16 protein-coding genes are annotated in these 26,919 nt (G+C 44.1%); 11 read left to right on the top strand and 5 right to left on the bottom strand.

The window, feature by feature from the left end; genetic code table 11:
* Positions 1 to 24 precede the first annotated feature (24 nt).
* Both F2B13_RS06165 and F2B13_RS06160 read left to right on the top strand, forming a co-directional pair.
* A complete protein-coding gene (locus F2B13_RS06165; protein ID WP_149303611.1) occupies positions 25 to 1,353 on the top strand; it encodes an MFS transporter in 1,329 nt (442 codons plus the stop codon).
* A gap of 362 nt (positions 1,354 to 1,715) precedes the next feature.
* The gene (locus tag F2B13_RS06160; protein ID WP_149303609.1) at positions 1,716 to 7,280 is read left to right on the top strand and encodes a galactose-binding domain-containing protein; all 5,565 of its coding nucleotides are present in this window, start codon (positions 1,716 to 1,718) and stop codon (positions 7,278 to 7,280) included.
* Between the two features lie 113 nt (positions 7,281 to 7,393).
* Here F2B13_RS06160 and F2B13_RS06155 read toward each other — a convergent pair whose 3' ends face one another.
* The 4 genes from F2B13_RS06155 to F2B13_RS06140 are packed head-to-tail and all read right to left on the bottom strand — an operon-like array spanning position 7,394 to position 10,352.
* Positions 7,394 to 8,122, bottom strand: a complete 729-nt coding sequence (locus tag F2B13_RS06155; protein WP_149277505.1) for a head GIN domain-containing protein — start codon at positions 8,120 to 8,122, stop codon at positions 7,394 to 7,396.
* A 42-nt stretch (positions 8,123 to 8,164) separates the two neighbouring features.
* Positions 8,165 to 9,256 (bottom strand): hypothetical protein, encoded by a 1,092-nt coding sequence (locus tag F2B13_RS06150; protein ID WP_149277504.1) that lies wholly within the window; start codon positions 9,254 to 9,256, stop codon positions 8,165 to 8,167.
* The gene (locus F2B13_RS06145) at positions 9,237 to 9,797 is read right to left on the bottom strand and encodes a hypothetical protein (protein ID WP_149277503.1); all 561 of its coding nucleotides are present in this window, start codon (positions 9,795 to 9,797) and stop codon (positions 9,237 to 9,239) included. Before F2B13_RS06145 ends, F2B13_RS06150 begins: the two co-directional genes overlap by 20 nt.
* Positions 9,798 to 9,800: 3 nt before the next feature.
* A complete protein-coding gene (locus F2B13_RS06140; RefSeq protein ID WP_149277502.1) occupies positions 9,801 to 10,352 on the bottom strand; it encodes an RNA polymerase sigma factor in 552 nt (183 codons plus the stop codon).
* A gap of 588 nt (positions 10,353 to 10,940) precedes the next feature.
* On the opposite strand from F2B13_RS06140, the gene F2B13_RS06135 reads away from it, so the two are divergent.
* From F2B13_RS06135 to cmk, 3 genes are all read left to right on the top strand, one after another.
* The gene (locus F2B13_RS06135; protein ID WP_149303607.1) at positions 10,941 to 16,355 is read left to right on the top strand and encodes a galactose-binding domain-containing protein; all 5,415 of its coding nucleotides are present in this window, start codon (positions 10,941 to 10,943) and stop codon (positions 16,353 to 16,355) included.
* 331 nt (positions 16,356 to 16,686) lie between these two features.
* The gene (gene lon / locus F2B13_RS06130) at positions 16,687 to 19,137 is read left to right on the top strand and encodes an endopeptidase La (protein WP_149276444.1); all 2,451 of its coding nucleotides are present in this window, start codon (positions 16,687 to 16,689) and stop codon (positions 19,135 to 19,137) included.
* Complete coding sequence (gene cmk / locus F2B13_RS06125) at positions 19,137 to 19,829, top strand: (d)CMP kinase (protein WP_149276392.1); 693 nt, start codon at positions 19,137 to 19,139, stop codon at positions 19,827 to 19,829. The genes lon and cmk overlap by 1 nt, the downstream gene beginning before the upstream one ends.
* A gap of 53 nt (positions 19,830 to 19,882) precedes the next feature.
* Here cmk and F2B13_RS06120 read toward each other — a convergent pair whose 3' ends face one another.
* Positions 19,883 to 20,263 carry a LysM peptidoglycan-binding domain-containing protein gene (locus F2B13_RS06120; protein WP_149276391.1) on the bottom strand — a complete coding sequence of 127 codons (381 nt, stop codon included), beginning with the start codon at positions 20,261 to 20,263 and terminating at the stop codon, positions 19,883 to 19,885.
* A gap of 260 nt (positions 20,264 to 20,523) precedes the next feature.
* Here F2B13_RS06120 and rpsA point away from each other — a divergent pair, with 260 nt between their 5' ends.
* The 6 genes from rpsA to F2B13_RS06090 all read left to right on the top strand — a co-directional run bounded on the left by rpsA (position 20,524) and on the right by F2B13_RS06090 (position 26,852).
* Positions 20,524 to 22,356, top strand: a complete 1,833-nt coding sequence (gene rpsA / locus F2B13_RS06115; RefSeq protein ID WP_149276390.1) for a 30S ribosomal protein S1 — start codon at positions 20,524 to 20,526, stop codon at positions 22,354 to 22,356.
* Between the two features lie 199 nt (positions 22,357 to 22,555).
* Positions 22,556 to 23,923: a D-arabinono-1,4-lactone oxidase gene (locus F2B13_RS06110; protein ID WP_149303605.1), complete on the top strand. Its 1,368-nt coding sequence runs from the start codon at positions 22,556 to 22,558 to the stop codon at positions 23,921 to 23,923.
* Between the two features lie 94 nt (positions 23,924 to 24,017).
* On the top strand, positions 24,018 to 24,557 hold the full coding sequence (gene pyrR, locus F2B13_RS06105) for a bifunctional pyr operon transcriptional regulator/uracil phosphoribosyltransferase PyrR (RefSeq protein ID WP_149303603.1): 540 nt from the start codon (positions 24,018 to 24,020) through the stop codon (positions 24,555 to 24,557).
* A 2-nt stretch (positions 24,558 to 24,559) separates the two neighbouring features.
* Positions 24,560 to 25,486, top strand: a complete 927-nt coding sequence (locus F2B13_RS06100) for an aspartate carbamoyltransferase catalytic subunit (protein WP_149303601.1) — start codon at positions 24,560 to 24,562, stop codon at positions 25,484 to 25,486.
* Positions 25,487 to 25,492: 6 nt separating this feature from the next.
* Positions 25,493 to 25,825: a ribonuclease Z gene (locus tag F2B13_RS06095; RefSeq protein ID WP_149276386.1), complete on the top strand. Its 333-nt coding sequence runs from the start codon at positions 25,493 to 25,495 to the stop codon at positions 25,823 to 25,825.
* A 121-nt stretch (positions 25,826 to 25,946) separates the two neighbouring features.
* Complete coding sequence (locus tag F2B13_RS06090; protein WP_149276385.1) at positions 25,947 to 26,852, top strand: ribonuclease Z; 906 nt, start codon at positions 25,947 to 25,949, stop codon at positions 26,850 to 26,852.
* The last annotated feature ends 67 nt before the right edge of the window (positions 26,853 to 26,919 follow it).

The following is a 26,919-nucleotide window of genomic DNA, read 5'->3' as shown; positions in this document are numbered from 1 at the left end:
CTCTAGAGCGGTTTTTATTTTTAAATGACAAGAACGATTTTAGTCAAGGGAAACAAGAAGCTATTGAATGCTTGGGCATTCTACGACTGGGCGAATTCCGTGTACAGCCTTGTAATTGCTTCGACAATTTTCCCCATTTTTTATGGGGCTCTTTTTCGAATTGCAGAAATTGATAAGGTAGTTGTTTTTGGGCTTGAAATTGCCCGCGCTCCCTTGATCAGTTACGTCACATCGGCGGCCTTCCTTTTTATTGCAATTGTTACCCCCTTGTTGTCCGGAATTGCGGATTATATAGGAAACCGAAAAATTTTCATGAAATTCTTCTGCTATTTAGGCGGTGTTTCGTGCATCGGCCTAAATTGGTTTTCATTGGAGAACATCTATTTTGGGCTAACGTGTTACTTTTTCGGTTTGGTCGGCTTTTGGGTAAGTTTTGCCATCAATAATTCTTATCTGCCTAATATTGCCTATCCCGAACAACAGGATAAGATTAGCGCAAAGGGTTTTTCTATGGGATACTTGGGCAGTGTACTTCTTTTATTGGTCAATCTTGCCATGGTGATGAAACCGTCTTTGTTCGGGATTGTCGACACTTTAGGTGAGGCCGCTGAAATAAGGGCCATGAAGTATTCTTTTGTCACCGTAGGAATTTGGTGGATTGTTTTTGCGCAGTACACCTTTTACCATCTTCCTAAAGGCTTTAAAAAAACAAATCGACATAAAAATATAGTGTTTAACGGTTTTAAGGAATTAAGAACTGTCTGGAACCAGCTAGGTACGGAAAAGCGTCTAAAGCGCTATCTTATCGCCTTTTTTGTGTACAGTATGGCGGTACAGACCGTTATGTTAATAGCTACCTATTTTGGCGAGGAAGAAATCACTTGGGGTTCTGATGGTGAACGAACAACAGGATTGATAATAAGCATATTGGTTATACAAGTGGTAGCCATTTTAGGGGCCACCTTAACGGCTAGGGCCTCTAAAATATTCGGTAATATAAAAACCTTGATTGTACTCAACTTATTATGGGTGTGTATCTGCATTTATGCCTATTTTCTGTTGACCCCGATCGATTTTTATATAGCGGCGGGCTTTGTAGGCCTCATCATGGGAGGTATTCAAGCGTTGTCAAGATCGACCTACTCAAAATTTCTTCCAGAAACGACGGATACCGCGTCGTTCTTCAGTTTGTATGACGCTTCCGAAAAAATAGGAATTGTAATCGGTACTTTCATCTATGGGTTTGTTGCGCAATCTACAGGTAGTATGCGTAGTTCGACCATATTTTTGGGGGTCTTTTTTTTAATGGGGATGTTATTGCTATTTCGTGTGAACGCGAAAAAGAAGAAATAGTCATCTCGTCCATAGATTTTATTGTTAGCGAGTACAACCTTCAAAAAAAAAACGATTATTGATTTGATATTTCATTGTAATATAAATTGGTAAATAAGTTTCAACTGGTAGACATTCCAATTCTTTTGAGCTGATTGATTGTAAAAAATTCCATTCCATTTCTCTATAAGGTCGAGCATACCGATACGATTTTATAATAAACCGCGACGAATTTTTTTTACGAGCATTTTAGCATTTTCTTAACTTTTTGCACACTTCAACAAATTACCGTGCAGATTATCGATTATCGCCCTACACGCATGATGAATTGATATTCTTTTGTACTACTTCCCCTGTTTTACAATCCTGCTAAGACCATCTGTATGAAATTTTTTTTACCAAGCTCAAAGTTCAGAAAGTACCTTTTTCTTTCTCTATCACTTACCCTACTAGGGGCCGTTCCCTATTTTGCAGGGTCTGGCTTGGATAATCCGGAACCGTTAAACAGCTATTTAAACTATAATTTTCCGGCTAGGTTGTCGGGTGGATTGCCCTACGTGCCGGTCTTTCCAAATCTAACATTTGATTCTCCCTTAACTTTCAATGAAGTTTCAAATACCAATAAAGTAATTGTTGGCCAACGCGATGGTCAAATATTCTGGTTTGATAAAGTACCCGATGTTACTCAAAAAAACCTACTTCTCGATCTTTCGGATAAAGTTGGTGTAGTGTGGGATGGTGGATTTCTTGGCATGGCACTACATCCTGAATATGGTACCGCAGGGCACAATTATTTTTATGTTTTTTATACGACGGAGGATGCGAACAGTACCGATTATCCTGATTATTATACCACCCAAAGTTGTAATAATGAAGAGTATTGGGGTAATTTTTTGGTGCTCTCGCGATACGAGATGGATCCAACCACATTTAACGTGCAAGAATCATCAGAACAAATTTTACTTAAACTCAGAATGTACGGTACCACGCACCGAGGGGGGGGACTTTTATTTGGTGATGATGGGTTTCTCTATTTAACGACCGGTGATCAGACAGCCTTCAAAAAAGCTCAGGATATTACGAATAATCTTGATGGTGGCGTGCTTCGCCTGGATGTAGCCCAAGACCCGACAAAAAGCCATGCTCCGGTTAGAACGATGCCTGCTGACCACGGGTTTTCGGATGAGATCACAGGAAATGGATATTGGATACCTAATGACAACCCTTTTTTAAGTCCTACCGGTGACAATTTTGAAGAGTACTACAGCTTGGGTCATCGAAATCCTCACAGAATGACAAAAGACCGGGCAACCGGTGATCTTTACGTTGGGGAAATTGGTGGAGGAAGACATGAGGAAATCAATGTAGTAAAAAAAGGAAAAAATTATGGATGGCCTCTGTATGAAGGTTTGTACATGAGTACATTTTGTGTTCCAAACTTGTTGAACAACATGCCACATGAAGAACCGCTTACCTATTTTCCGCGATCTGCAGCCAATTCGATCATTGGCGGATACGTATATCGTGGATCTGAAATTCCTGAACTTCAAGGTAAATATGTTTGTGCGGACTATGGGGTAGGGGAAGAGATATGGACTATTGACATCGCTACAGGCGATTATACCCAATTGGGAAGTTTTTCATCGACCGACATAATTTCATTTGGTGAAGACGCTGATGCAGAGCTTTATATTATGAAACTAGGGGTGTCTACATTGTACAAAATGGTTTCAAAAGACAATCCATACCTTACCGTACCACAACTACTGTCGGAGACTGGAGCTTTTACAGATTTGAATACATTGGAGCCTTCAGATGGACTAATCCCTTATGATTTGATTGACCCGTTTTGGTCTGATGGAGCCCTTAAAAAAAGGTGGGTGGGTATACCAAACGATGGTACGCATGATACACCAGGAGAAAAAATTGGGTACTCGGAAGAAGATGTTTGGAATTTTCCGATTGGTTCTGTGCTGGTAAAACATTTTGAATTGCCCATAGATGAAAATAATCCCTCTATTACAAAAAAAATAGAGACTAGATTTTCTATTAAAGGTGATGATGGTAACTTCTATTATGTCACTTACAAATGGAATGATCAACAGACTGATGCCCAGCTTCTTACCACGGGTCTTGACGAAACTATTAACATTGCCTTAGCAGATGGTAGTACGAGTACGCAAACTTGGCAGTACCCAAGTACTAGCGATTGTATCAGTTGCCACAACGCTACTTCCGGAGGAACTTTAGGAACTAGAACAAGATATTTGAACAAAGATTATACCTATCCTAAGACGGGTAGAACGGCAAATCAATTAGTTACCTTAAGCCATTTAGGAATATTAGATCAATCAATAACTGACTCCGACACAAATAACTTATTAACATATAAGTCCATCGATGATCAAACGGCAACTATAGATGATAAAGCACGGTCTTATTTAGATTTGAACTGCGCCTATTGCCATAGGCCAGGTACGGGAAATCGAGGGGAGTTCGATTTGAGAATGAAATTGGATATTGCGCAAACAGGTCTTCTAACGGCCAGTCCTATTGAAACTTTAGGGATACCCAATGAAAAGATAGTCGAACCAGGTAACATTAATACGTCTATTTTATATCATAGAATTAATAGTACTGATCCGGCTGTTAGAATGCCACCTTTGGCGAAGAATAAAATTGATGATAAGGCGGTACAATTGATTGAGGATTGGATAAATCAAATGACGGATCCATGCCCAGACCGTATTATTATGGAAACGTATTCTAATGTATCGGGAACTACTATCGCTGATTTAAAAAGTGACACCAACTTTCCCGATCATCCGAGTCAGACAGACGAGTTATATGAGTTTAATATTCCAATTAATGTGGCTGATAATTACGGTGTGCGGGTCAGGGGAATTCTAACAGCTCCAGAAACAGGAACCTATTATTTTTGGATTTCCGGGGATGATGCTGTTGAACTTAATTTAAGTAGCGATACAAGCGAGGCTAACAAAATTCGTATCGCGTATCATAATCTTTGGTCTAATTTTAGTGAATGGAACAAGTATCCTACACAAAAGTCTGCCGGTATTAATTTGGTCGCAGGCCAGAATTATTACATTGAGGCATTAATGAATGAAGGTTATGGTGGCGACAATTTGTCCGTGGGTTGGCGAAGGCCTAGTGAAGGCGATGGAACAATTCCTTCTGAAATAATACCTTGTACCGTCTTTGATTTTTTTAACGGTCCACCTATTGTTAATGTTACCGGCGTGGTACTGTCCCCCGATACGGCTACGGTGACCGAGGGCCTTACCGAACAGCTCACCGCTACGATATCCCCGGTCGACGCTACTGACACGGGCGTTACCTGGTCCTCGGACGACGAATCGGTGGCTACGGTCGACGCCTCCGGCCTTGTGACGGGGGTCTCCCCGGGCACGGCCACGATCACTGCCACGACGGACGACGGCGGCTTTACCTCGACCTCCCTAGTGGCGGTCTCCCCGGCGCCTATCCCCGTGAGCGGCGTGGTACTGTCCCCCGATACGGCTACGGTGACCGAGGGCCTTACCGAACAGCTCACCGCTACGATATCCCCGGTCGACGCTACTGACACGGGCGTTACCTGGTCCTCGGACGACGAATCGGTGGCTACGGTCGACGCCTCCGGCCTTGTGACGGGGGTCTCCCCGGGTGTAGTAACCATCAGGGTAACTACCAATGATGGCAATTTTATTTCAACATCAATTATTACTGTAGAGAGCAGTTGTATACTTTCGAATGCGGCCCTTGGCGGCACGGCTTCCCAGTCGAGCACCTATGGGAACGGCGTGGCGTCATTGGCGATAGACGGCTACACCTCAGGGACCTCCCCTTGGAGCGCTGACCTGCAGCACACCCAGAGCGAGGTCACTCCTTGGTGGGAGGTGGACCTGGGTGCCGAGTACATTTTGGAGAACCTGAAAATTTTCAACCGTAATGATTCCTTTAGTACCCGTTTGAACAATTTTCACGTATTCGTTTCGATAACACCGATATCTTCTCAGGCGACGATATCCGATCTGGAGTCGGACCCCGATGTTTCCGATTTCTATTTCAGCGGCCAGGCCGGTCTCGAGGAGACGATTGCACTGAACACTCAGGGGCGCTACGTTCGGGTACAGCTCTCGGGCAACGGGATGCTGCACATGGCAGAGGTGGAGGTGATGGGATGCTTCCTACAGGCCTCCCCCTGCGACGGTTCGGATACCGTTGCGATATCGCCCGTCGGCCCGTTTTTGGACACGGACCCGGTCCAGGCGCTCACGGGCAGCCCTTCGGGCGGGGTATGGTCCGGGGCGAGCACGGACGGTACGTTCGACCCCGGCCTTGGCGCGGGCACCTATACGGTGACCTACACCTACGACGACGGTTCGGGCTGCGTGCAGTCGGACAGTTACGATATCGAGGTCGCCACGGTCGGCAGCGGGGGCTGCGTACTTTCCAACGTGGCCCTTGGCGGCACGTCGTCGATGTCGAGCACCTACGGGAACAGTTCGGCCTCCTATGCTGTGGACGGCAGCACCACGGGGACCTCCCCTTGGAGCGCTGACCTGCAGCACACCCAGAACGAGTACCGCCCCTGGTGGGAGGTGGACCTGGGTGCGGACCATACGGTGGACCAGGTGGTGCTCTACAACCGCAGTGACGGGAACCAGTCCCGTCTTCGGGACTTCTACGTACTGGTCTCCGCGGCGCCCTTCCCGGCGGGCGCGACCCTTGAGGAACTCTTGGAGGACGGCAACGTCACAGGGGCGTACTTCCCGGGCCCCGCGGGTGCCTCGGAGACGGTACCGCTCAATGCGGAGGGGCGCTACGTTCGGGTACAGCTCTCGGGCAACGGGATGCTGCACATGGCAGAGGTGGAGGTGATGGGATGCTTCCTACAGGCCTCCCCCTGCGACGGTTCGGATACCGTTGCGATATCGCCCGTCGGCCCGTTTTTGGACACGGACCCGGTCCAGGCGCTCACGGGCAGCCCTTCGGGCGGGGTATGGTCCGGGGCGAGCACGGACGGTACGTTCGACCCCGGCCTTGGCGCGGGCACCTATACGGTGACCTACACCTACGACGACGGTTCGGGCTGCGTGCAGTCGGACAGTTACGATATCGAGGTCGCCACGGTCGGCAGCGGGGGCTGCGTACTTTCCAACGTGGCCCTTGGCGGCACGTCGTCGATGTCGAGCACCTACGGGAACAGTTCGGCCTCCTATGCTGTGGACGGCAGCACCACGGGGACCTCCCCTTGGAGCGCTGACCTGCAGCACACCCAGAACGAGTACCGCCCCTGGTGGGAGGTGGACCTGGGTGCGGACCATACGGTGGACCAGGTGGTGCTCTACAACCGCAGCGACGGGAACCAGTCCCGTCTTCGGGACTTCTACGTACTGGTCTCCGCGGCGCCCTTCCCGGCGGGCGCGACCCTTGAGGAACTCTTGGAGGACGGCAACGTCACAGGGGCGTACTTCCCGGGCCCCGCGGGTGCCTCGGAGACGGTACCGCTCAATGCGGAGGGGCGCTACGTTCGGGTACAGCTCTCGGGCAACGGGATCCTGCACATGGCCGAGGTGGAGGTGATGGGATGCCCTGTTGATATAGGGGCCGCCACTTCTACTTTGAAGATCAAAGATACCGATTCAAATGTGCTAAGTCCTTCTGAGAATATATTTGCAATCAGTTTAGTACCTAACCCAGCGAACGATATCGTTTATTTAGAAACCGTTGGGGATGGCGTAATATCGAAACTATCGATATTCGATATCAACGGGAAGCTTATGTTGACAAAAAAAATGGATAATTCTTCTCTGGTTCTCACTGCCCTAAGTATCGATATTTCCTGGTTGACAAAAGGAGTTTATCAGATACATATTATCTTGCAAGACGGGACTGTTTACACTCAAAGTTTAATCAAAAATTGATGGCAACCCGAAACTATCACTCAAAAGGTCCATACACATATTAGCATGGCCCTTTCTTTAATAGGGTAACCTCTCTCCTTGGTCTAGACAGGCTACGACAGATGAATAAACTCTTACCCTTTCGAAATATCGCCAGAACCAGAAGTTTTGGTATCTACTTTTTTAGGATTCCCACGATAGCTGATATCACCTGATCCCGATACCCTAGCTTTCAACATTTCTTTAGCAGTTACTTTGATATCTGCAGAACCTGAAATTGTCGCCTGAACATTGTCGGCAGTAAGATCATAGGCTTTAATATCACCTGAACCGGAAACAGAGGCTTCAAAATCTTTTACCTTACCGGCTAAGTTCATATCTCCGGAACCTGACATTGTTGCGGTCATGGTGTTCGCCATTACATGTAAAGTGATATCTCCAGATCCCGACATCGCTGTTTGGAACTTAGAAGCCTTGAGGGTAGTTTTTCCGACTATATCGCCAGATCCAGACATACTAATATTTTCTATGTCCTCTACGGGAACGGTTATACGTATACCTTGATTCCAGCTGGAAGGCTTTAGGTTTGCTCCTTTTTTTACCCGTATATTCAAGCTTCCATTTTTGACTTCGGTAACGATATATTCCAAAAGATTTTCTTCCCCCTCTAAGGAAAGGTTCCCCTCACGCCCTTCGACAAGGTCGACATCAAACCACCCTGATACAGCCACTCCCTCATAATTTGCTACGCTTCTCTTTATAGTAACCAAATTACCGTTTCCTTTAATTTTTTTGCCCCATTGTGCAGAACAGGAGGTTACTATCAAAATTCCTAGGCTCAGTATTAACGTTGTATTTTTCATTGTTGTTTGTTTTTTGCCTGCATTCTTGCAGGTAGGTTCATATTAGTTTTTATGAAATGATATTCCGCCATAGTCACTGGTGATAGTAACCAAGTTTCCACTGTTGGAAGCGCCAAAGTATCCTTTGTAGTATACACTAGAATTTTTTTCTTCGCTCCTGCTAATTTCAAAGTCCTCTTTTCCGCTTACCCCGGCATACGACGCACGTATTTCAAAATTGAAATTGTACAGTGTGTGGTATCCTATCTTAACCCCTGTGTAATTGCTTTTTACCGATAAGTTACCAGCGTCTTCGGCCATTTTTCCGATTTTTAGGGAACCATAATCAGCAGCGATATCGACATTTCCGTGTAAAGTTCCTAGGTTGACATTGATATAGTCGCCCCTACCTTCTATATTTTGGGCTTCCCCTATTTCAATTTTACCATAATCACAATTGTATCTTAGATTTTCCATTTGTTCAACGGAAGAGTCGGAATAGTCGGCATTGATGATCAAGTCCCCCGCCTTTGTAACAATAAAACCTGAATAATCCGCTGAAATAGTACCACTATTGATAAAGCCGATGGTTGATTTCGAGGTATAATCAAAACTCAGTTGGTTCTCACGCCCCCTAAGTTCACCAATTTCAAGTCGACCGTAGTCACAGCTTATCTTGGCATGGCCATCAATACGATCTAGGAGTATCCCTCCATAATCATTACTTAATTGAATGTTATTTTTCACGGGAACCTTGATTGTATAGTTAATTTGCATATTGACATTGCTACTCTTTCCCCAATTCCAGCCCCAACCGCTTTTATTCGTATGGAGATCGGTTCGGGCCGAAACCATGCTCGTACTGGATTCAAAATCTACCGAAATATCCTCAAGCTTTTGTTGAACTTTTTCTTCATTGTCACCATTGGTCTTAATATGTACCTCAATGAGAATTCGGTTTTCGTTCCAAGAGGTAATATTGAGGTTTCCGTAGCTATTTTCCACTTTAAGCAGCGCGTTCGAATTGACATTGAACGCTCTCTTAATGGTTTTCTCTTTGGTATACCTGCCTTTGCCCTTTTCATTGTTGGCTAGAGCTATTAATGGCAGTAACAGAAACGCAATAATTAACTTTTTAAAATGTAGTATTTGCATTATCGTAATTTTTTAGAGTTTTAATAGTTTCAATTTTTTTGAGGACATCTTGTAATAAGTCTATTCGGGTTTGAAAGTTGGTAATCATCGCACTTAAAATAAGCTTGTTGTTACCCCCCTTTATTAGGTCTTTTTCCAAATTATTGTAGTCGAGTTCCAATTTTTCCATTTGTACCATCGTGTCCTCAATAATACGTTGTGTTTCAGGTGTAGTTTCTTTTTCAAGCTGTTTGATTTGTTCATCGATGATACTGGCAAAGTAATTTTCAGATTTTGAGGCCTCAGGAGAAATTTCAGCAACTTGTTCTTCCAGTGATGTTTGCGAATTGAAAAAAAGAATACTAGTTGTAAGTAAAATAACGAAGGAGGCTGCAATAGCAACTGGTCTCTGCCATCGATTTTTCGGTCTTCTTAAGGTAGTTACTCCCTTCTTTGTATTCAGTTTTTCAAGAAAACGATCTGTATGTCCTACTTTTGGTTCTTCAAGGTCAAAACGGCCCCTTAACTGCTCAAACAGTCTATCCAATTCATTCTTTTCCATGGTTCAAGTATTTACCAATTTTTTTCGTAAGCTTTCCTTCGCTCTTGATATGGTGGTTCTACAGTTCGCATAACTAATATTCATAATTTTGCTCACTTCCCGATAGTCATAGCCTTCAATAAGATGTAGGGTCAAAGAAACTCGGTAATTGTCTTTTAACCGGTTCATGGTTTCCATCACTTTTTGAGCCTTCAGTTCCGATAACGCATGATGGTCGTTAACAACTACCTCTTCTTCGACCCTGTATAATACATCTTCAAGGGCAATCTGGTTCATTTTCTGTTGTTTTCTATAATGTTGAATGCTGTTATTGATTACAATGCGTTTTAACCAAGACCCAAAAGTTACTTCCGCCTTGAATGTATGTAGTTTCGTAAATGCGCTTAAAAAGGATTCTTGCATTACATCTTCGGCCTCTTCACTCTTTTTTACGATGCGCAGAGCCGTATTGTACATTGCTCTGTGATAGCGGTTGTATATTTCGAGCTGAGCGCTTTGCTTTCCCTCCAGGCATAATTTTAACAGCACGTCAATATGTTCTCCTTTGTGGCTCAAAAAGTAGATGGTTTATTATTAAGGATGATACAATTTATAGATTGTTACAGTTTGAAATTAATAATATTTTCAACTCTTTTTTTTGATTATAATTTTTCATTCGAATTTCGTCGAAATAATTGGTTTTTAATCGATTAGTCGAAATAGGGTAGCGTTTCCAGAGGTAAAAAGGCTAATTTTACAACATTCCCCTAAGAAAGCCCCCGATTGCCTTTTTTGTGTGTAGCGATAGTGTTTTGTGCTTATGTAGTTCGGAAAATATGGGATGTTTTCACTCGTTGTTTTATTGTTTTGAATTTTTTTTCTCTGGCCTTAAAAAGGTCATGGAGAAAGATCTTATTCAAACTTCGCTAGAGATTTTCTGCATTAGAGAAGCGGAATACATCGATATTAATGACAAAAAGGGTCAAAGTTGCTTTGCGAACTGTGTTGTCTATAAAGTTTGGGGACTTATTGAGAAGGGAGTAGCTTTTATATTTTATATGAGGAGGCTACCGCACCTTTATCCTAAAGTCCTATATATGAATATTACTCACACTTTTTTGTAATTGGCGCAATTGATTTATTTGATAACTACAGTATAAAACGATGACTATTTTCCTGAAAACTTTTTTGAAAGTCAACTTAATTATTTTTCTTTTTTTTAGTGTATGTGCCGAAGCACAAACTTCCGTGACCGGGGTTGCGGTCTCCCCCGCCACCGTTACGGTTACCGAGGGCCTTGCCCAGCAGCTTACTGCGGCGATAACCCCGTTGGACGCCGACGACGCCACGGTCCTGTGGTCCTCGGACGACGAGGCGGTGGCCACTGTTGACGCCTCCGGCCTTGTGACTGGGGTCTCGCCCGGTACGGCCACGGTAACGGCCACGACCAACGACGGTGGCTTCACCTCCAGCTCCTCGGTGACGGTGGAGCCCGCACCTGTTCCGGTGACCGGGGTTGCGGTCTCCCCCGCCACCGTTACGGTTACCGAGGGCCTTGCCCAGCAGCTTACTGCGGCGATAACCCCGTTGGACGCCGACGACGCCACGGTCCTGTGGTCCTCGGACGACGAGGCGGTGGCCACTGTTGACGCCTCCGGCCTTGTGACTGGGGTCTCGCCCGGTACGGCCACGGTAACGGCCACGACCAACGACGGTGGCTTCACCTCCAGCTCCTCGGTGACGGTGGAGTCAACTTTAATTACAACAGGGAAATGGAGTGCTCCCATTCCATTTGGTATGGTTCCAGTTGCTGTAGCCAATCTTCCTGATGGTAGATTGGTTGCTTGGTCTTCAAAGTATCGGGATTATTTTGGAGGGGCCGACGGATTTACTTATACTGAAATTTTTGATCCTTTTTTAGGTCCGGATGGGACGGCCCTCGGAGAAAAATTGTCAACAACAAATCATGATATGTTTTGTCCAGGGATCAATAATATGGCCAATGGCCAGTTATTGGTTACGGGGGGGTCATCACATCCCAAAGCTACCCTATATGATTTTAGCTCTGATACTTGGATCGCTGTCGATAACATGAACGTTGGTAGAGGTTATCAGGGAGCTGTGACCCTTTCAGATGGATTTGCATTTGTTTTTGGAGGTTCATGGAGTGGTGGTTTAGCACCCAACGGTGAAAAAATTGCTGAAATGTGGAGGCCTGAAACAGGTTGGAAAACACTTCCAGGATTAAGAAGTGATTTATTGTTCAATTCAAATGACCTCAGTACTGAAGTAGAAGGGGTTTATCGTGCGGATAACCACGCTTGGTTGTGGGCCGCCCCAAATGGAAAGATTTTTCATGCAGGTCCTGGCGAAGATATGCATTGGTTCGACGTAAGTGGTAGTGGTTCTTCTATTTTCGCAGGTAAACGAGGAACCGATACCTATTCCATGAAAGGTACGACCGTTATGTTTGATATTGGCAAACTTTTAAAGGTCGGAGGTGCACCCTCTTATGCTAGTGGTGACCCTGCTAAAGATAATTCTTATGTAATAGATATCAATAATGAAAGTAGTGTTATAGTAACTCCTACACTTAATAATTTGAGTTTTTCCAGAACCATGCATAATAGCGTGGTGCTGCCAAATGGGGAAGTTCTGGTAACAGGAGGGTTAAGTACGGCTCAAGTTTTTGTAGACGAAGGCGCACGATTGTACGGAGAAATTTATAGTCCGTCGACTAATCAATGGAGAACAGTGGCTGGAATGCAAATTCCTAGAACATATCACAGTGTTTCTATTTTAATGACCGATGGAAGGGTCTTTGTAGGCGGTGGAGGTTTATGTCAAAGTTGCGCTAATCATATGGATGCTGAAATATACAGTCCGCCGTACTTATTTGACGGGAGTGGAAACTTGGCTCAGCGACCGACTATTTCTGCTCCGGATATCGTTGATTATAATAGTTCTATCCTTGTGAACGGAAGCCCGAATATTCAAGAATTCAGCCTAATTCGCATGTCATCGGCTACACATAGTACAAACAATGAGCAGCGTAGAATCCCTGTCACATTTTCAGGAAACGGCACCTACGCTCTAAATATTCCTGATAGAAATCTTTTGCCACCGGGATATTACATGCTTTTTGGTGTTGATGACAATGGAGTACCATCAATCGCTGAAACCATGATGGTTGGAGCTCCTACGGTTTTAGTATCAGGAGTGTCAGTGTCGCATGGTTCACTCGACATGTCAAGTGGCCAAACACAGCAATTGACAGCAACTGTTACACCGGCCAACGCTGAAGATCAAACGATAATATGGTCTTCAAATGACGACACTGTTGCTACCGTTGATGATAACGGCTTGGTTACCGCGGTAGCATCGGGCACGGCAATCATAATGGCCAGTTCTGGAGATGGAAGTCAAAGCGCAAGAACTAATATTATTGTAGACGGGGGTTGTACGTTATCCAATGTGGCTATTGGAGGTATTGCCATTCAGTCGAGTACTTATGGAAATGGTGTAGCTTCATTGGCTGTTGACGGCAATACAACAGGAACTTCACCGTGGAGCGCTGATCTTCAACATACTACCAATGAGGTTTCTCCATGGTGGCAAATCGATTTGGGATCGGCGTATTTAATTGATGAATTACATATTTTCAATCGTACTGATAAATTGCAATCAAGGTTAGCAAATTTCTACGTTTTTGTCTCGAACAGTCCTATTTCTTCTCAGGCTAGTTTTGAAGATCTAAAGAATGATTCAAATGTTTTTAAGTATCATTTTCCCAATACTGCGGGTTTAGAGGAGACCCTTACTTTGGGCACAAACGGAAGATTTATTCGTATTCAACTATCGGAAAGCGGTACTCTGCATATGGCCGAGGTGGAAGTCATGGGCTGTATTATTGGCAATTCTTTATGTGAGGGACAACCAGCGGCAACGATTACCCAAGCAGGCCCTTATTTAGATTCTGATGAAATACAAACACTTGTTGGTAGTCCGCCAGGAGGTTTATGGTCCGGAGCTACTACAGATGGATTCTTTGACCCAAGTATTGGACCTGGAAGTTATACTGTGGTTTATACTTACGATAACGGCGAAGGTTGTATACAATCCGCAGCTGAGGAATTGATAGTAAAGGCAGCTTGTGATGGTGTACCTCCGATTCTGATTAGTTCCTTTGGCCCTTACTTAGATACTAATCCCGTTCAAACCTTAACTGCCAACCCTGCGGGAGGTACCTGGTCGGGAGCGAGCACTGATGGGACCTTCGACCCAAGTATAGGAGAAGGTATCTATACGGTTACATACACTTACGACAACGGTTTGGGCTGTGTTCAAACCGAAAACATCGAAATAAAGGTTACTTCTCTGGATACTGAATGTACATTATCTAATGTGGCCCTTGGGGGCACGGCCTCACAGTCCAGCACGTACGGCAACGGCGTGGCGTCTTTGGCCATAGACGGCAATACGACGGGGACTTCACCATGGAGTGCCGACCTCCAGCATACCCAAGAAGAACTCTCTCCTTGGTGGGAGGTGGATTTGGGCGGGGAGTACATCTTGGAGAACATGAGGATATTTAACCGTAGCGATGCAAATAGCACGCGATTGAACAATTTCTACCTATTTGTTTCGTCAAATATCTTTCCCTCCCAGGCAACGGTGTCTGATCTTGTAGCCGATCCCGAGGTTTACGAGTATTATTTCGGGGGTCAGGCCGGCCTAGAGGAGATTATCGCCCTGAATACTGAGGGAAGGTACGTTCGTATTCAGTTGGCCGATAATGGCATACTTCACATGGCCGAGGTCGAAGTGATGGGATGTTTCCTTCAGGCCTCCCCCTGCGACGGTGCCGAGCCCGTTGCGATATCACCGGTCGGTCCCTTTTTGGACACGGACCCGGTCCAGGCGCTCACGGGCAGCCCTGTCGGCGGTACGTGGTCCGGGGCGAGCACTGACGGCACGTTCGACCCCGGCCTTGGCGCGGGCACCTATACGGTGACCTATACCTACGACAATGGCGCAGGCTGCGTGCAGTCCGACAGCTACGATATCGAGGTGGCCGCGATAGGCAGCGGCGACTGCGTACTTTCGAACGTGGCTCTTGGTAGAATGGCCTCACAGTCAAGTACTTACGGAAACGGAGTGGCGTCTTTGGCCATAGATGGCAATACGTCTGGGAGCTCGCCTTGGAGTGCGGACCTACAGCACACCCAGAGCGAGAATCGGCCCTGGTGGGAGGTGGATCTGGGGGCGGACCATACGGTGGACCAAGTGGTACTCTACAATCGCAGCGACGGGAACCAGTCCCGTCTTCGGGACTTCTACGTACTTGTCTCGGCGCTCCCGTTTGCCCCTGGGGCTTCCCTAGAGGACCTGCTCGGCGACGCAGGCATCGCTCGTGCGTACTTCCCTGGCCCGGCGGGTCCCTCGGAGACGTTTTCCCTCACGGCGGAGGGTCGCTACGTTCGGGTACAGCTCTCGGGCAGCGGCATCCTGCACGTGGCCGAGGTGGAGGTGATGGGGTGCCCTTCCCCCTGCGAGGGCGCCGAACCGGTTGCGATAACGCCTGTGGGGCCCTTCTTGGACACGGACCCGGTCCAAGCGCTTGCGGGCAGCCCGGCAGGAGGCACCTGGTCCGGCGCGAGCACGGACGGCACGTTCGATCCCGGGGTCGGCACGGGCACCTATACGGTGGTCTATACCTACGACGACGGTACGGGCTGCGTGCGGTCGGACAGTTACGATATCGAGGTCGCCACCGTTGGGAGTGGGGGCTGCGTGCTCTCTAACGTGGCCATTGGGGGCACCGCTACACAGTCAAGTACTTACGGCAACGGTGTAGCGTCCCTTGCCATAGACGGCAACATGACGGGGACCTCCCCGTGGAGCGCCGACCTCCAGCATACCCAGACGGAGTACCGACCTTGGTGGGAAGTGGACCTAGGGGCGGAACATACGGTGGACGGAGTGGTAATATACAACCGCAGCGACGGCCTTCAATCGCGTTTGAACAACTTCCATGTTTTCGTGTCCCCGGACCCTTTCCCGGCTAGCGCCACCTTGGAGGACCTCTTGGCCGACGGGAACATAACAGGGTACTATTTCACCGATTCCGCAGGGTCCCAAGAGACCATCCCGCTCACCGCGGAGGGCCGCTACGTGCGGGTACAGCTCTCAGGCGACGGCACGCTGCACATGGCCGAGGTCGAGGTGATGGGGTGCCCCATTGATACCGATTCTACCACGTTGAAGGCTTCCATGAAACTTTATAGTAACCAATATAATGGTCCGTCAGTTCCTTCAATTGAAGATTTTAATATTAACTTGGTTCCCAATCCTGTATCCGATGTTGTTAATTTTGAAATTGATGGTGCGGGTATTATAGCAAAGTTGTCTGTATATGATAGCAATGGAAAGCGAATCATTAAGGAGGAATTCAAAGAGGCTTCTTCCGATCAAACCGTTCGAACTTTAGATGTATCCCATTTACCAAAGGGGGTATATCCTGTTCGTTTTACTCTGAAAGACGGAAGAGAATATATCAAAAAACTCCTCAAAGAATAGCTAATTTTATGTAAGGAAAAAGTCCCGATAATTGGACTTTTTCCTTACATAATACTCTATTTACTTTTCGAAAGAATTCATAGTTTAGAATAAAGGGAAGTTCTTTTGTTTTTCTATTCGAACCCACAAAGAATAGAGAAAACTAAAACTTAGTAAAGCCGTAAGTGATTTGCACCTTACCCGATTGGCATAAGAATTGTCATAATAATTGTGAAATGAAGGTGATTATTGCCCTAATTCTAGTGGCAATGGCGCTTTTCATTGATTTAAGATGAATAGATAACAAAAAGTCATGTGTCAACTTAATGACAGAATGACGGTAAATGATAGTATGGGAGATTCTAAATATTCAAATTTTGACAATATGTCTTTGCAGTCCATTGATGAGGATGCGGAGTTGATACCTCTGTTAACACCTGAGGACGAGGAGGAGATGAACAATGAAGTTTTGCCGGAGACCTTGCCAATTTTGCCTTTGCGAAATACAGTATTATTTCCTGGCGTCGTGATCCCTATAACTGCGGGTAGGGATGCTTCAATTAGTTTGATAAAGGATGCCAATAACGGTTCTAAAGTGATCGGTGTGGTTTCGCAGAAAGACGAGAGTACCGAAAACCCCAAAGTAAAAGATATCAATGTTTTGGGAACGGTCGCTCGTATTTTGAGGGTTCTTAAAATGCCCGATGGCAATACCACGGTTATCCTACAAGGGAAAAAACGTTTTGAAATAGCCGAAGTACTCACCGAAAAACCTTATATGACCGCCACCATCCGCGAAACGGTGGAGCAAAGGCCTGATGCAAATAATCAGGAATTTTTAGCCATAATTGAATCTATTAAGGAACTGGCTTTGAAAATAATTCGTGATAATCCGAATATTCCTAGTGAGGCATCATTCGCCATAAAAAATATACAAAGTAATTCCTTTCTCATCAATTTCGTGTCCTCTAACCTTAATCTTCCGGTGAACGAGAAGCAAGAGCTTTTGGAAATGGACAATCTTCAGGAACGTGCTTTGGCCACCTTAAAATACATGAATCTTGAGCTTCAAAAATTAGAGCTTAAAAACGATATTCAATCAAAGGTTCGACATGACATGGATCAGCAGCAACGTGAGTATTTTCTGCATCAGCAGATGAAGACCATTCAAGAAGAACTAGGAGGTGTCTCTCATGACGACGAGGTCTATGAAATGCGGGAAAAGGCCAAGAAGAAGAAATGGGGCAAAAAGGTACGCGAGCATTTTGATAAAGAATTGGCGAAAATGCAACGAATGAATCCCCAGGTAGCAGAATATTCGATACAAAGAAATTATCTGGATCTATTTCTTGATTTACCTTGGAATGAGTTTTCGAAAGATAAATTCGATTTAAAGAGAGCCCAGAAAATATTGGACAGGGACCATTACGGCCTAGAGGATGTGAAGCGAAGAATTATTGAATATCTGGCGGTTTTAAAACTTCGAAATGATATGAAGTCTCCTATATTATGTTTGTATGGCCCGCCAGGAGTGGGTAAAACCTCGTTGGGAAAATCCGTGGCAGAGGCTTTGGGGCGACAATACGTACGAATGTCTTTAGGAGGGCTACGTGACGAAGCTGAGATAAGGGGGCACCGTAAAACCTATATTGGGGCAATGCCCGGAAGAATAATCCAGAGTTTGAAAAAGGCAGGCACCTCTAATCCCGTTTTTATCTTGGATGAGATCGATAAATTGTCAAATAGCCATCAAGGCGACCCTTCTTCAGCGATGTTAGAGGTACTTGATCCGGAGCAGAACAATGACTTTCATGATAATTTCCTTGAGATGGGGTATGATCTTTCTAAGGTAATGTTCATTGCCACTGCAAACAATCTCTCGACTATTCAACCTGCACTTCGTGATCGAATGGAAATTATTAACGTTACTGGCTATACGATTGAAGAAAAGGTCGAAATAGCCAAAAGGCATTTGTTGCCAAAGCAGTTGAAGGAACATGGCCTCAGTGCCAAAGATTTAAAAATCGGCAAGCCCCAGTTAGAGAAAATTGTGGAGGGCTATACCCGTGAATCAGGTGTTCGTTCCTTGGAAAAACAAATCGCTAAGATGGTGCGGTATGCCGCAAAAAATATTGCCACTGAAGAAGAATATGATATAAAGATATCCAATGCCGTTGTTGAAAAGGTGCTTGGGCCTGCACGATTGGAGCGTGATAAATACGAAAGTAATGAAGTAGCAGGCGTTGTAACTGGATTGGCATGGACAAGCGTTGGCGGTGATATTCTTTTTATCGAATCTATATTGTCAAAAGGAAAGGGATCGTTGAATATCACCGGTAACCTTGGAAAGGTGATGAAGGAGTCGGCTACAATTGCCATGGAATATATCAAATCGAATGCGGATAGATTCGGGATTTCTTCGGAGGTTTTTGAAAAATACAATGTACATATTCATGTGCCGGAGGGAGCGACCCCTAAAGATGGACCCAGTGCTGGAATCACGATGCTTACTTCATTGGTTTCCCTATTTACCCAAAAAAAGGTTAAAAAAAGTATAGCTATGACCGGAGAGATTACCCTAAGGGGAAAGGTACTTCCGGTGGGGGGCATCAAAGAAAAAATCCTTGCTGCCAAACGTGCCAGAATTAAGGAGATTATTTTATGTAAGGATAACGAGAAAGATATTCTCGAGATTAAAGCTGAATATCTTAAAGGATTGAATTTCCACTATGTAACCGATATGCACGAAGTTATAGACATAGCCGTAACTGGCCAAAAAGTGAAAAATGCCAAAAAATTATAATGGCTAAAATCACAATTGCAATCGATGGCTTTTCATCTACGGGCAAAAGCACCTTGGCCAAACAATTGGCGAAATCGTTGGGCTATGCGTACATAGATACAGGCGCCATGTACCGGGCCATTACTTTGTTCGCCATGCGCAATAATTTTATCGGGCAGGGTACCGAGAATATTCAAGCACTAATTCAATTACTGCCTAGAATACAGTTGAAATTCATACCAAATGCCGAGTTGGGTTTTTCTGAAATGTTTTTGAACGGGGAGAATGTCGAGAAAGAAATTAGGACTTTGCCAGTGTCTAGACATGTGAGTAGGATTGCCGAAATAGAACAGGTAAGGCATAAATTGGTAGATATGCAGAAAGCCATGGGCAAAGACAAAGGTATAGTGATGGATGGGAGGGACATAGGAACGGTCGTTTTTCCAGATGCCGAATTAAAGATTTTTATGACGGCATCCCCAACGGCCAGAGCGACTAGAAGGTATAAAGAACTCTTGGGTAAAGGAGATCGGGTTACCTATGAAGAGGTTCTTGAAAATGTTAAAAATAGAGATTATATTGATTCACATCGTGAGTTTTCACCACTCAGAAAAGCTGATGATGCCATCGAGTTGGATAATAGCGATATGGGACTTCAAGAGCAGTTCGAGAGGCTTGAGAGCATTGCCCTTCGTGTTATTGATAAGACATAAGAAAGCCTGCTTGAGAAAAGCAGGCCTCCCTCTATCTTTAAATTTTTTACTTACTACAAATTTGGAATAGCCAACACTTGACCCGGATGGATTAAATCTGGATTTTTAAGAATGTCGGTATTCGCCGCAAAAATTTCTTTGTATTTCATGGGATCTCCATAATAATGCTTAGCGATCTTACTCAGTGATTCGCCACTTTTAACAGTATGTCTCGCATATATAGAGGTGTCGGCAACGGTAATGTTGGCCTTTATATCGCTAGGCTGCTCTCCGCCTATTTCCTTAATCAAATCCCACAATATATTTTTTTCATATTGGGTTGCCGCCTGACCTTTGACCTTGAGTATACCCTCTTCGACGGTAACTTTTCCGTCCTTGACCCCAAGTTTTTCACCGAGGTCCAAAACAGGCTGATATTTTTCTTTTACACTCATTTTTCAATTGCTTTTAAAGGTTAATACTTAGGTGCTCAATATAGCTAATAATTAAAATATTCTACGAGAAATGATTAATATTTATAGAATTCCTGTCGATATTGGAAATAAGATTGGTAATGTGAGGATAAAGGTGTATTTTTGCACTCCTTTTTTACAAAGATATCAAGAGGAAAAGGGAAGATAAAAACGACATATAACAGCTTCTGCGAGAATTGTTTAACTCTTGTAATATCGTAGAATACAAATATAATCAGCACATGGCTGAAGAAAAAGCAACCGCTGAAGTAGAGCAAACTGCCGAAGCACAAGAAACAAAGCAAGAAATCCAAAAGAAAGATCCTCAAGAATTCTTGGAGAATTTTGATTGGGAGAAGTACGAGGAAGGTATTGAGCGTGTCGATGATGCCAAGTTGGAAGAATTCGAGAAGCTGGTAGCCGAGAATTTTGTCGACACCGCCGATGAAGAAGTCGTGGAGGGTACGGTAGTGTACTTGACCGACCGTGAAGCGATTATTGATATCAATGCCAAGTCAGAAGGTGTAATATCATTGAACGAGTTTCGCTATAACCCCGATTTAAAGGTAGGCGATAAGGTTGAGGTATTAATAGATATCCGCGAAGATAAAAGTGGTCAATTGGTGCTATCACATAGAAAGGCCAGAACCATTATGGCATGGGAGCGTGTAAATAAAGCCCATGACAAAGAAGAAATCGTTAGTGGTTTCGTAAAATGTAGGACCAAGGGAGGTATGATTGTCGATGTTTTTGGTATCGAGGCCTTTTTACCTGGTTCGCAGATCGATGTTAAGCCTATTCGCGACTATGATCAGTATGTTGGTAAGACCATGGAATTCAAGGTGGTGAAAATCAACCATGAATTCAAAAACGTAGTCGTATCGCATAAGGCACTTATCGAAGCCGATATCGAAGAACAGAAAAAGGAGATCATCAGCCAATTGGAGAAAGGACAAGTGTTGGAAGGTGTTGTAAAAAACATTACCTCCTACGGAGTCTTTGTCGATTTGGGAGGCGTAGATGGACTAGTACATATTACCGACCTTTCTTGGAGCCGAATCAACCATCCGAACGAAGTGGTCGAGCTTGATCAGAAAATCAACGTAGTTATTCTTGATTTCGATGAGAACAAATCAAGGATACAGTTGGGTATGAAACAGTTGGAGAAACATCCATGGGATGCCCTAAGCGATGAGATAAAAGTAGGTGACAAAGTGAAAGGCAAGGTAGTGGTAATCGCCGATTACGGTGCCTTTATAGAAGTTGTGGAAGGTGTCGAAGGGTTAATTCACGTTTCTGAAATGTCATGGTCGACACATTTGCGTTCCGCTCAGGATTTCGTCAATGTTGGCGATGAAGTAGAAGCAATCGTATTGACTTTAGATCGCGAAGACCGAAAAATGTCGTTGGGCATTAAACAGTTGACTCCTGATCCATGGACGGACATTACTTCAAAATATCCCGTAGGATCAAGACACAAAGGTATCGTCAGAAACTTTACCAATTTCGGGGTGTTTGTTGAAATGGAAGAAGGAATTGATGGTTTGATCTATATTTCTGATTTGTCATGGACTAAAAAAATCAAGCATCCTTCTGAATTCGTTTCAGTTGGTGATACCATGGAAGTTGAAGTATTGGAGTTGGATGTAGAAGGACGTAAGCTTAGCTTAGGTCACAAACAGACAACTGAAAACCCTTGGGATAAATACGAAAAGGAATTCGCAGAGGGCACTGTCCATAAGGCTGCTATTACCGATATCGTCGATAAAGGTGCAACCATCGACTTTAATGAAGACATTACGGCATTTGTACCGCAGCGTCATTTAGAAAAGGAAGATGGTAAAAAGCTCGGAAAAGGCGAAGAAGCAGAATTCAAGATCATTGAATTCAACAAAGACTTTAAACGAGTCGTTGCTAGTCATACCGCTATTTTCCGTGAAGAAGAACAGCGAAATGTAAAAGCGGCACAAAAGAGGGCTGCTGCATCAGCGGATGAGGCCAAGCCTACCTTGGGTGATGCCAACGAACAACTGCAGGCATTGAAGGATAAAATGGAAGCTTCGAAAAAGAAGTAGCCCAAATTTTTCTGAATACATTCTTAAGCCCCAACGGAAAACCGTTGGGGCTTTTTATATGCTCGACCATTTCCTAGATCAATTTCTTTTTGCGACAACGGCCATAATTTGTATGTCCTCACATTTTTGTAGTTTTAGTGATGGCCTATGGCTAAATCGCGCAATATATATGTGACCTTTTTTAGAATTGAACTAACCAATGAAAAGAAAACAGTTTATTAGAACAACCGCTACTGCGGCCACCGGTATGGCTATAGCACCTTTGGCGGCCTGTAAATCGGATAAAAAAGTAAAAGTGGAGTCAAAACCTCAAGGCAAGCGAACCAATTGGGCCGGAAATTATGCCTACAAGGCCAAAAATCTATATGAACCCAAAACGGTAGAAGAAGTACAAAACCTTGTTAAAGAATTAACCACGAACAAGGCATTGGGTTCTCGTCATTGCTTTAATAATATTGCGGACAATCCGTTGAACCAAATATCGACAAAGTATCTTGCCGGATTGTATCATCTTGATGAAGAGGCGATGACCGTTACGGTAGGAGCCGGTACAAAATACGGTGATTTTGCACCTGAGCTACACCAAAAGGGGTACGCCTTGCACAACCTTGCCTCCTTGCCGCATATATCGGTAGCTGGAGCTTGCGCGACGGCGACCCACGGATCTGGCGTCACGAACGGCAATTTGGCAACCAGTGTCGTTGCCCTGGAGATGGTCAATGCCAAGGGCGAACTCATCAGTTTAGACAAGGAAAAGGACAAAGACGTTTTCGAAGGAGCTGTCGTAAATTTGGGAGCGCTGGGCATCTTGACCAAAATTACGTTGAGGGTTGAAAAAACTTTCGATGTTAGACAAGATCTTTTTCAAGGGCTGCCCCTAGAGTCCCTCAAGGAAAATTTTGATGCCATACTATCAAGTGGATATAGCGTTAGCCTTTTTACCGATTGGCAAAATGATATAATAAGTCAGGTTTGGGTTAAGCGAAGAACAGATCGACCACTGAAACCACTCGGAGAGACGTTTTTTGGTGCTAAAGCGGCAACTAAGAACCTGCATCCCATCACTAGATTATCGGCGGAGAATTGTACCGAACAGATGGGCGTGCCCGGGCCTTGGTACGATCGCCTTCCCCATTTTAAAATGGGATTTACACCTAGTAGTGGTGAGGAGCTTCAGTCGGAGTTCTTTGTGCCTTATAAAAATGCGCTTGATGCCATATTAGCCCTGGAGCAGAAGAAAGATGTAATATATCCCCACCTTATGATTTCGGAAATCAGAACCATCGCTGCCGACAACCTTTGGATGAGTCCTTGTTATCAGGCAGATTGTGTAGCGATTCATTTTACTTGGAAACAGCATATCAAGGAAGTTGCCGAATTACTTCCTACACTAGAGGCTACTCTTGAGCCTTTTGACGCAAGGCCCCATTGGGGGAAAGTTTTTACCATGTCACCCTCCGTACTACACAAAAGGTATAGCAAACTACCCGAGTTTATCGAGCTAATGGATCTGTATGACCCAAAAGGTAAGTTTGTAAATGATTATTTAAAATTAAATATTGTCTAAGACGAAAAGGGTGAAGTAGGGTAGGTAAGAAATATTCACTGCCTCGTTTGGATAGAATTCCCTATTTTTGTCGAGCAAAAGTAATAAGGGCGGTATGGGTCAAAAAGTATTGCTATCCGAAAAGGAAATCAACATTATACTTCACCGTTTGGCCTGTCAGCTGCTGGAAAGCCACCTCGATTTTAAAGATACAGTACTGATCGGTATTCAGCCGAGAGGTATTTTTGTAGCCCAGAGGTTGACAAAAATTTTAAAAAAGGAATATGGTGTCAAGCACATAGACCTTGGTTTTTTGGATATCACATTTTATCGTGATGATTTTAGAAGGGGGGATAAGACTTTAGAGGCTACAAAAACCAAGATAGATTTTTTGGTGGAAGATAAAAAGGTGGTATTTGTTGATGATGTACTCTACACAGGTAGGAGCATAAGGGCCGCTCTAACTGCAATTCAATCCTTCGGAAGACCTTCGGAAATAGAGTTGTTAACCCTAATTGACAGGCGTTTTAGTCGACATTTGCCTATTCAGCCGAACTATAGGGGTAGACAGGTTGATGCCATTAACAACGAAAAGGTAAAAGTTATGTGGAAAGAAAATGACGGAGAGGATGTAATTTATCTGATAAACACCTAGGCATGGCAGAACTAAGTGTGAAACACTTATTGGGAATCAAGTATCTGAACGAATCGGATATTCAACTCATTTTTGAAACCGCCGACCATTTTAAAGAAGTTATCAATCGGTCCATTAAAAAGGTACCTTCTCTCAGGGACATCACTATCGCCAATATATTTTTTGAGAATAGTACCCGTACAAAACTATCCTTTGAATTGGCCGAGAAGCGTCTTTCAGCTGATGTTATAAACTTTTCAGCAGGGCAATCGTCCGTAAAGAAAGGAGAGACACTTATCGATACGGTCAACAACATACTTTCGATGAAGGTCGATATGGTTGTTATGAGACACCCGAATCCAGGAGCTGGAATATTCCTGTCTAAATATGTGAACGCTTCCATTGTCAATGCGGGAGATGGGGCACATGAACATCCGACCCAAGCATTATTAGACTCATATTCCATACGTGAGAAACTTGGATCTGTTCCAGGTAAAAATGTAGTAATAGTCGGCGATATTCTTCATTCCCGTGTTGCTTTATCAAATATTTTTGCACTGAAGTTACAGGGGGCCAATGTAAAGGTGTGCGGTCCTAAAACCTTACTTCCGAAGCATATAGAGTCATTGGGTGTAGAGGTTGAGACGGATTTAAGAAAAGCATTGAACTGGTGTGATGTTGCCAATATGCTGCGCATTCAAAATGAGCGCTTAGATATTAGCTATTTTCCAACAACCCGTGAGTATACCCAGCAATTTGGTGTGAGTAAGAAGTTGCTCGATAGTCTTGATAAAGAAATAGTGATCATGCACCCTGGCCCGATAAATCGCGGAGTTGAGATTACTAGCGATGTGGCCGACTCCAAACAATCGATTATTTTAAACCAAGTCGAAAACGGCGTTGCCATTCGTATGGCCGTTATCTATCTTTTAGCTTCAAAAATAAAATGATTTTTTATGATTTTCGACTCTGATGGTTCTACGACAATAGTTTTTCAAGAAAAAACGACCCTCTCTATTTTCTTGAAAAATTTGAACGAAGCCTATCCAAAGATTAAAGCGGATAATATCATCGTTAACCTCTTCTCTTTTTCAAAGCTTACAGCGGACGATATTCTAGAATTTTTACAACTTTCGGAGTTACACACCAACGCAAAAAAATCCTTTGTTTTGGTTACCGATAAAGTTTCCTACGAAGAAGTACCCGATGCAATTTGTGTTGCGCCCACGATACAGGAAGCACATGATATTATTGAAATGGAGGAAATCGAGCGAGATTTGGAACTATGATTGATTATCATCTGGTACAGGTAAATATCACAAGACCCGTATGGGAATCTGAAAAAGTACTATTTGATTTTAAAGGAAACTATGTGCGGGAAAGCACCTTTTACAATTTCAAACCCGGCCTATGAAGATACATATTCTAGGTTGTTATGCCGCTACCCCAAGAACGCTCACCAACCCGACATCACAGGTACTTGAAATCAAAAACCATCTTTTCCTTATCGATTGCGGCGAAGGAACACAGGTCCAATTGAGAAAGAATAAAATCAAGTTCTCAAGAATAGCTCATATTTTCATCTCCCATCTCCATGGCGATCATTTTTTTGGTTTACCTGGACTCGTATCTACCTTTCGCCTATTAGGGAGGGATAAGCCCTTGCATATTTATGGCCCGAAAGGTATTCAGGAGGCAATTACCCTATTGTTAAAGTTGGGAGATTCATGGACAAATTACCCCTTGATCTTTCACGAATTGACTGAAAATGAACCCTGGATGATTTTTGAAGACGATCAGGTAACTGTTGAGACCATACCTTTGAACCACAGGGTTTACACGAACGGATTTCTTTTTAAGGAAAAACTTGGTCGGCGTAAGTTAAATATGGAAGTCGTTGAAAAATATAAAATTGATAAGGCCTATTACCGAAATATCAAAGATGGTAAAGATGTGCTGGATGAAGATGGTAGTTTGATACCAAATCGAGAGTTGACCTTCGACCCACCTAAGCCCAAAAGCTACGCTTATTGCAGTGATACTGGTTATAAACCAGATATTGTAGAACAAATAAAAAGGGTAGACGTGCTATACCATGAATCTACCTTTTTAGACTCAGAAACAAACCTCTCGGTGAAGACCAAGCACGCAACCGCAAAGCAAGCGGCGACAATTGCCCAAGCTGCTCAAGTAGGAACCTTACTGCTGGGCCATTATTCTACACGCTATAAAACTATCGAGATGTTTAAAGAAGAGGCACAAACCGTATTTGAAAATGTTGAACTATCCGATGATGGAAAGGTTTTCGAATTTTAAACATATATCCAATGTTTCTTTAGTCTAGCTGCGAAAGATGCGTCACTTTCAAGAAATTCTTTGTTTA

Source organism: Pareuzebyella sediminis (genome assembly GCF_008367235.1).
GTDB classification, from domain to species: Bacteria; Bacteroidota; Bacteroidia; order Flavobacteriales; family Flavobacteriaceae; genus Pareuzebyella; species Pareuzebyella sediminis.
This window is presented reverse-complemented; position numbering and strand designations above follow the sequence as displayed.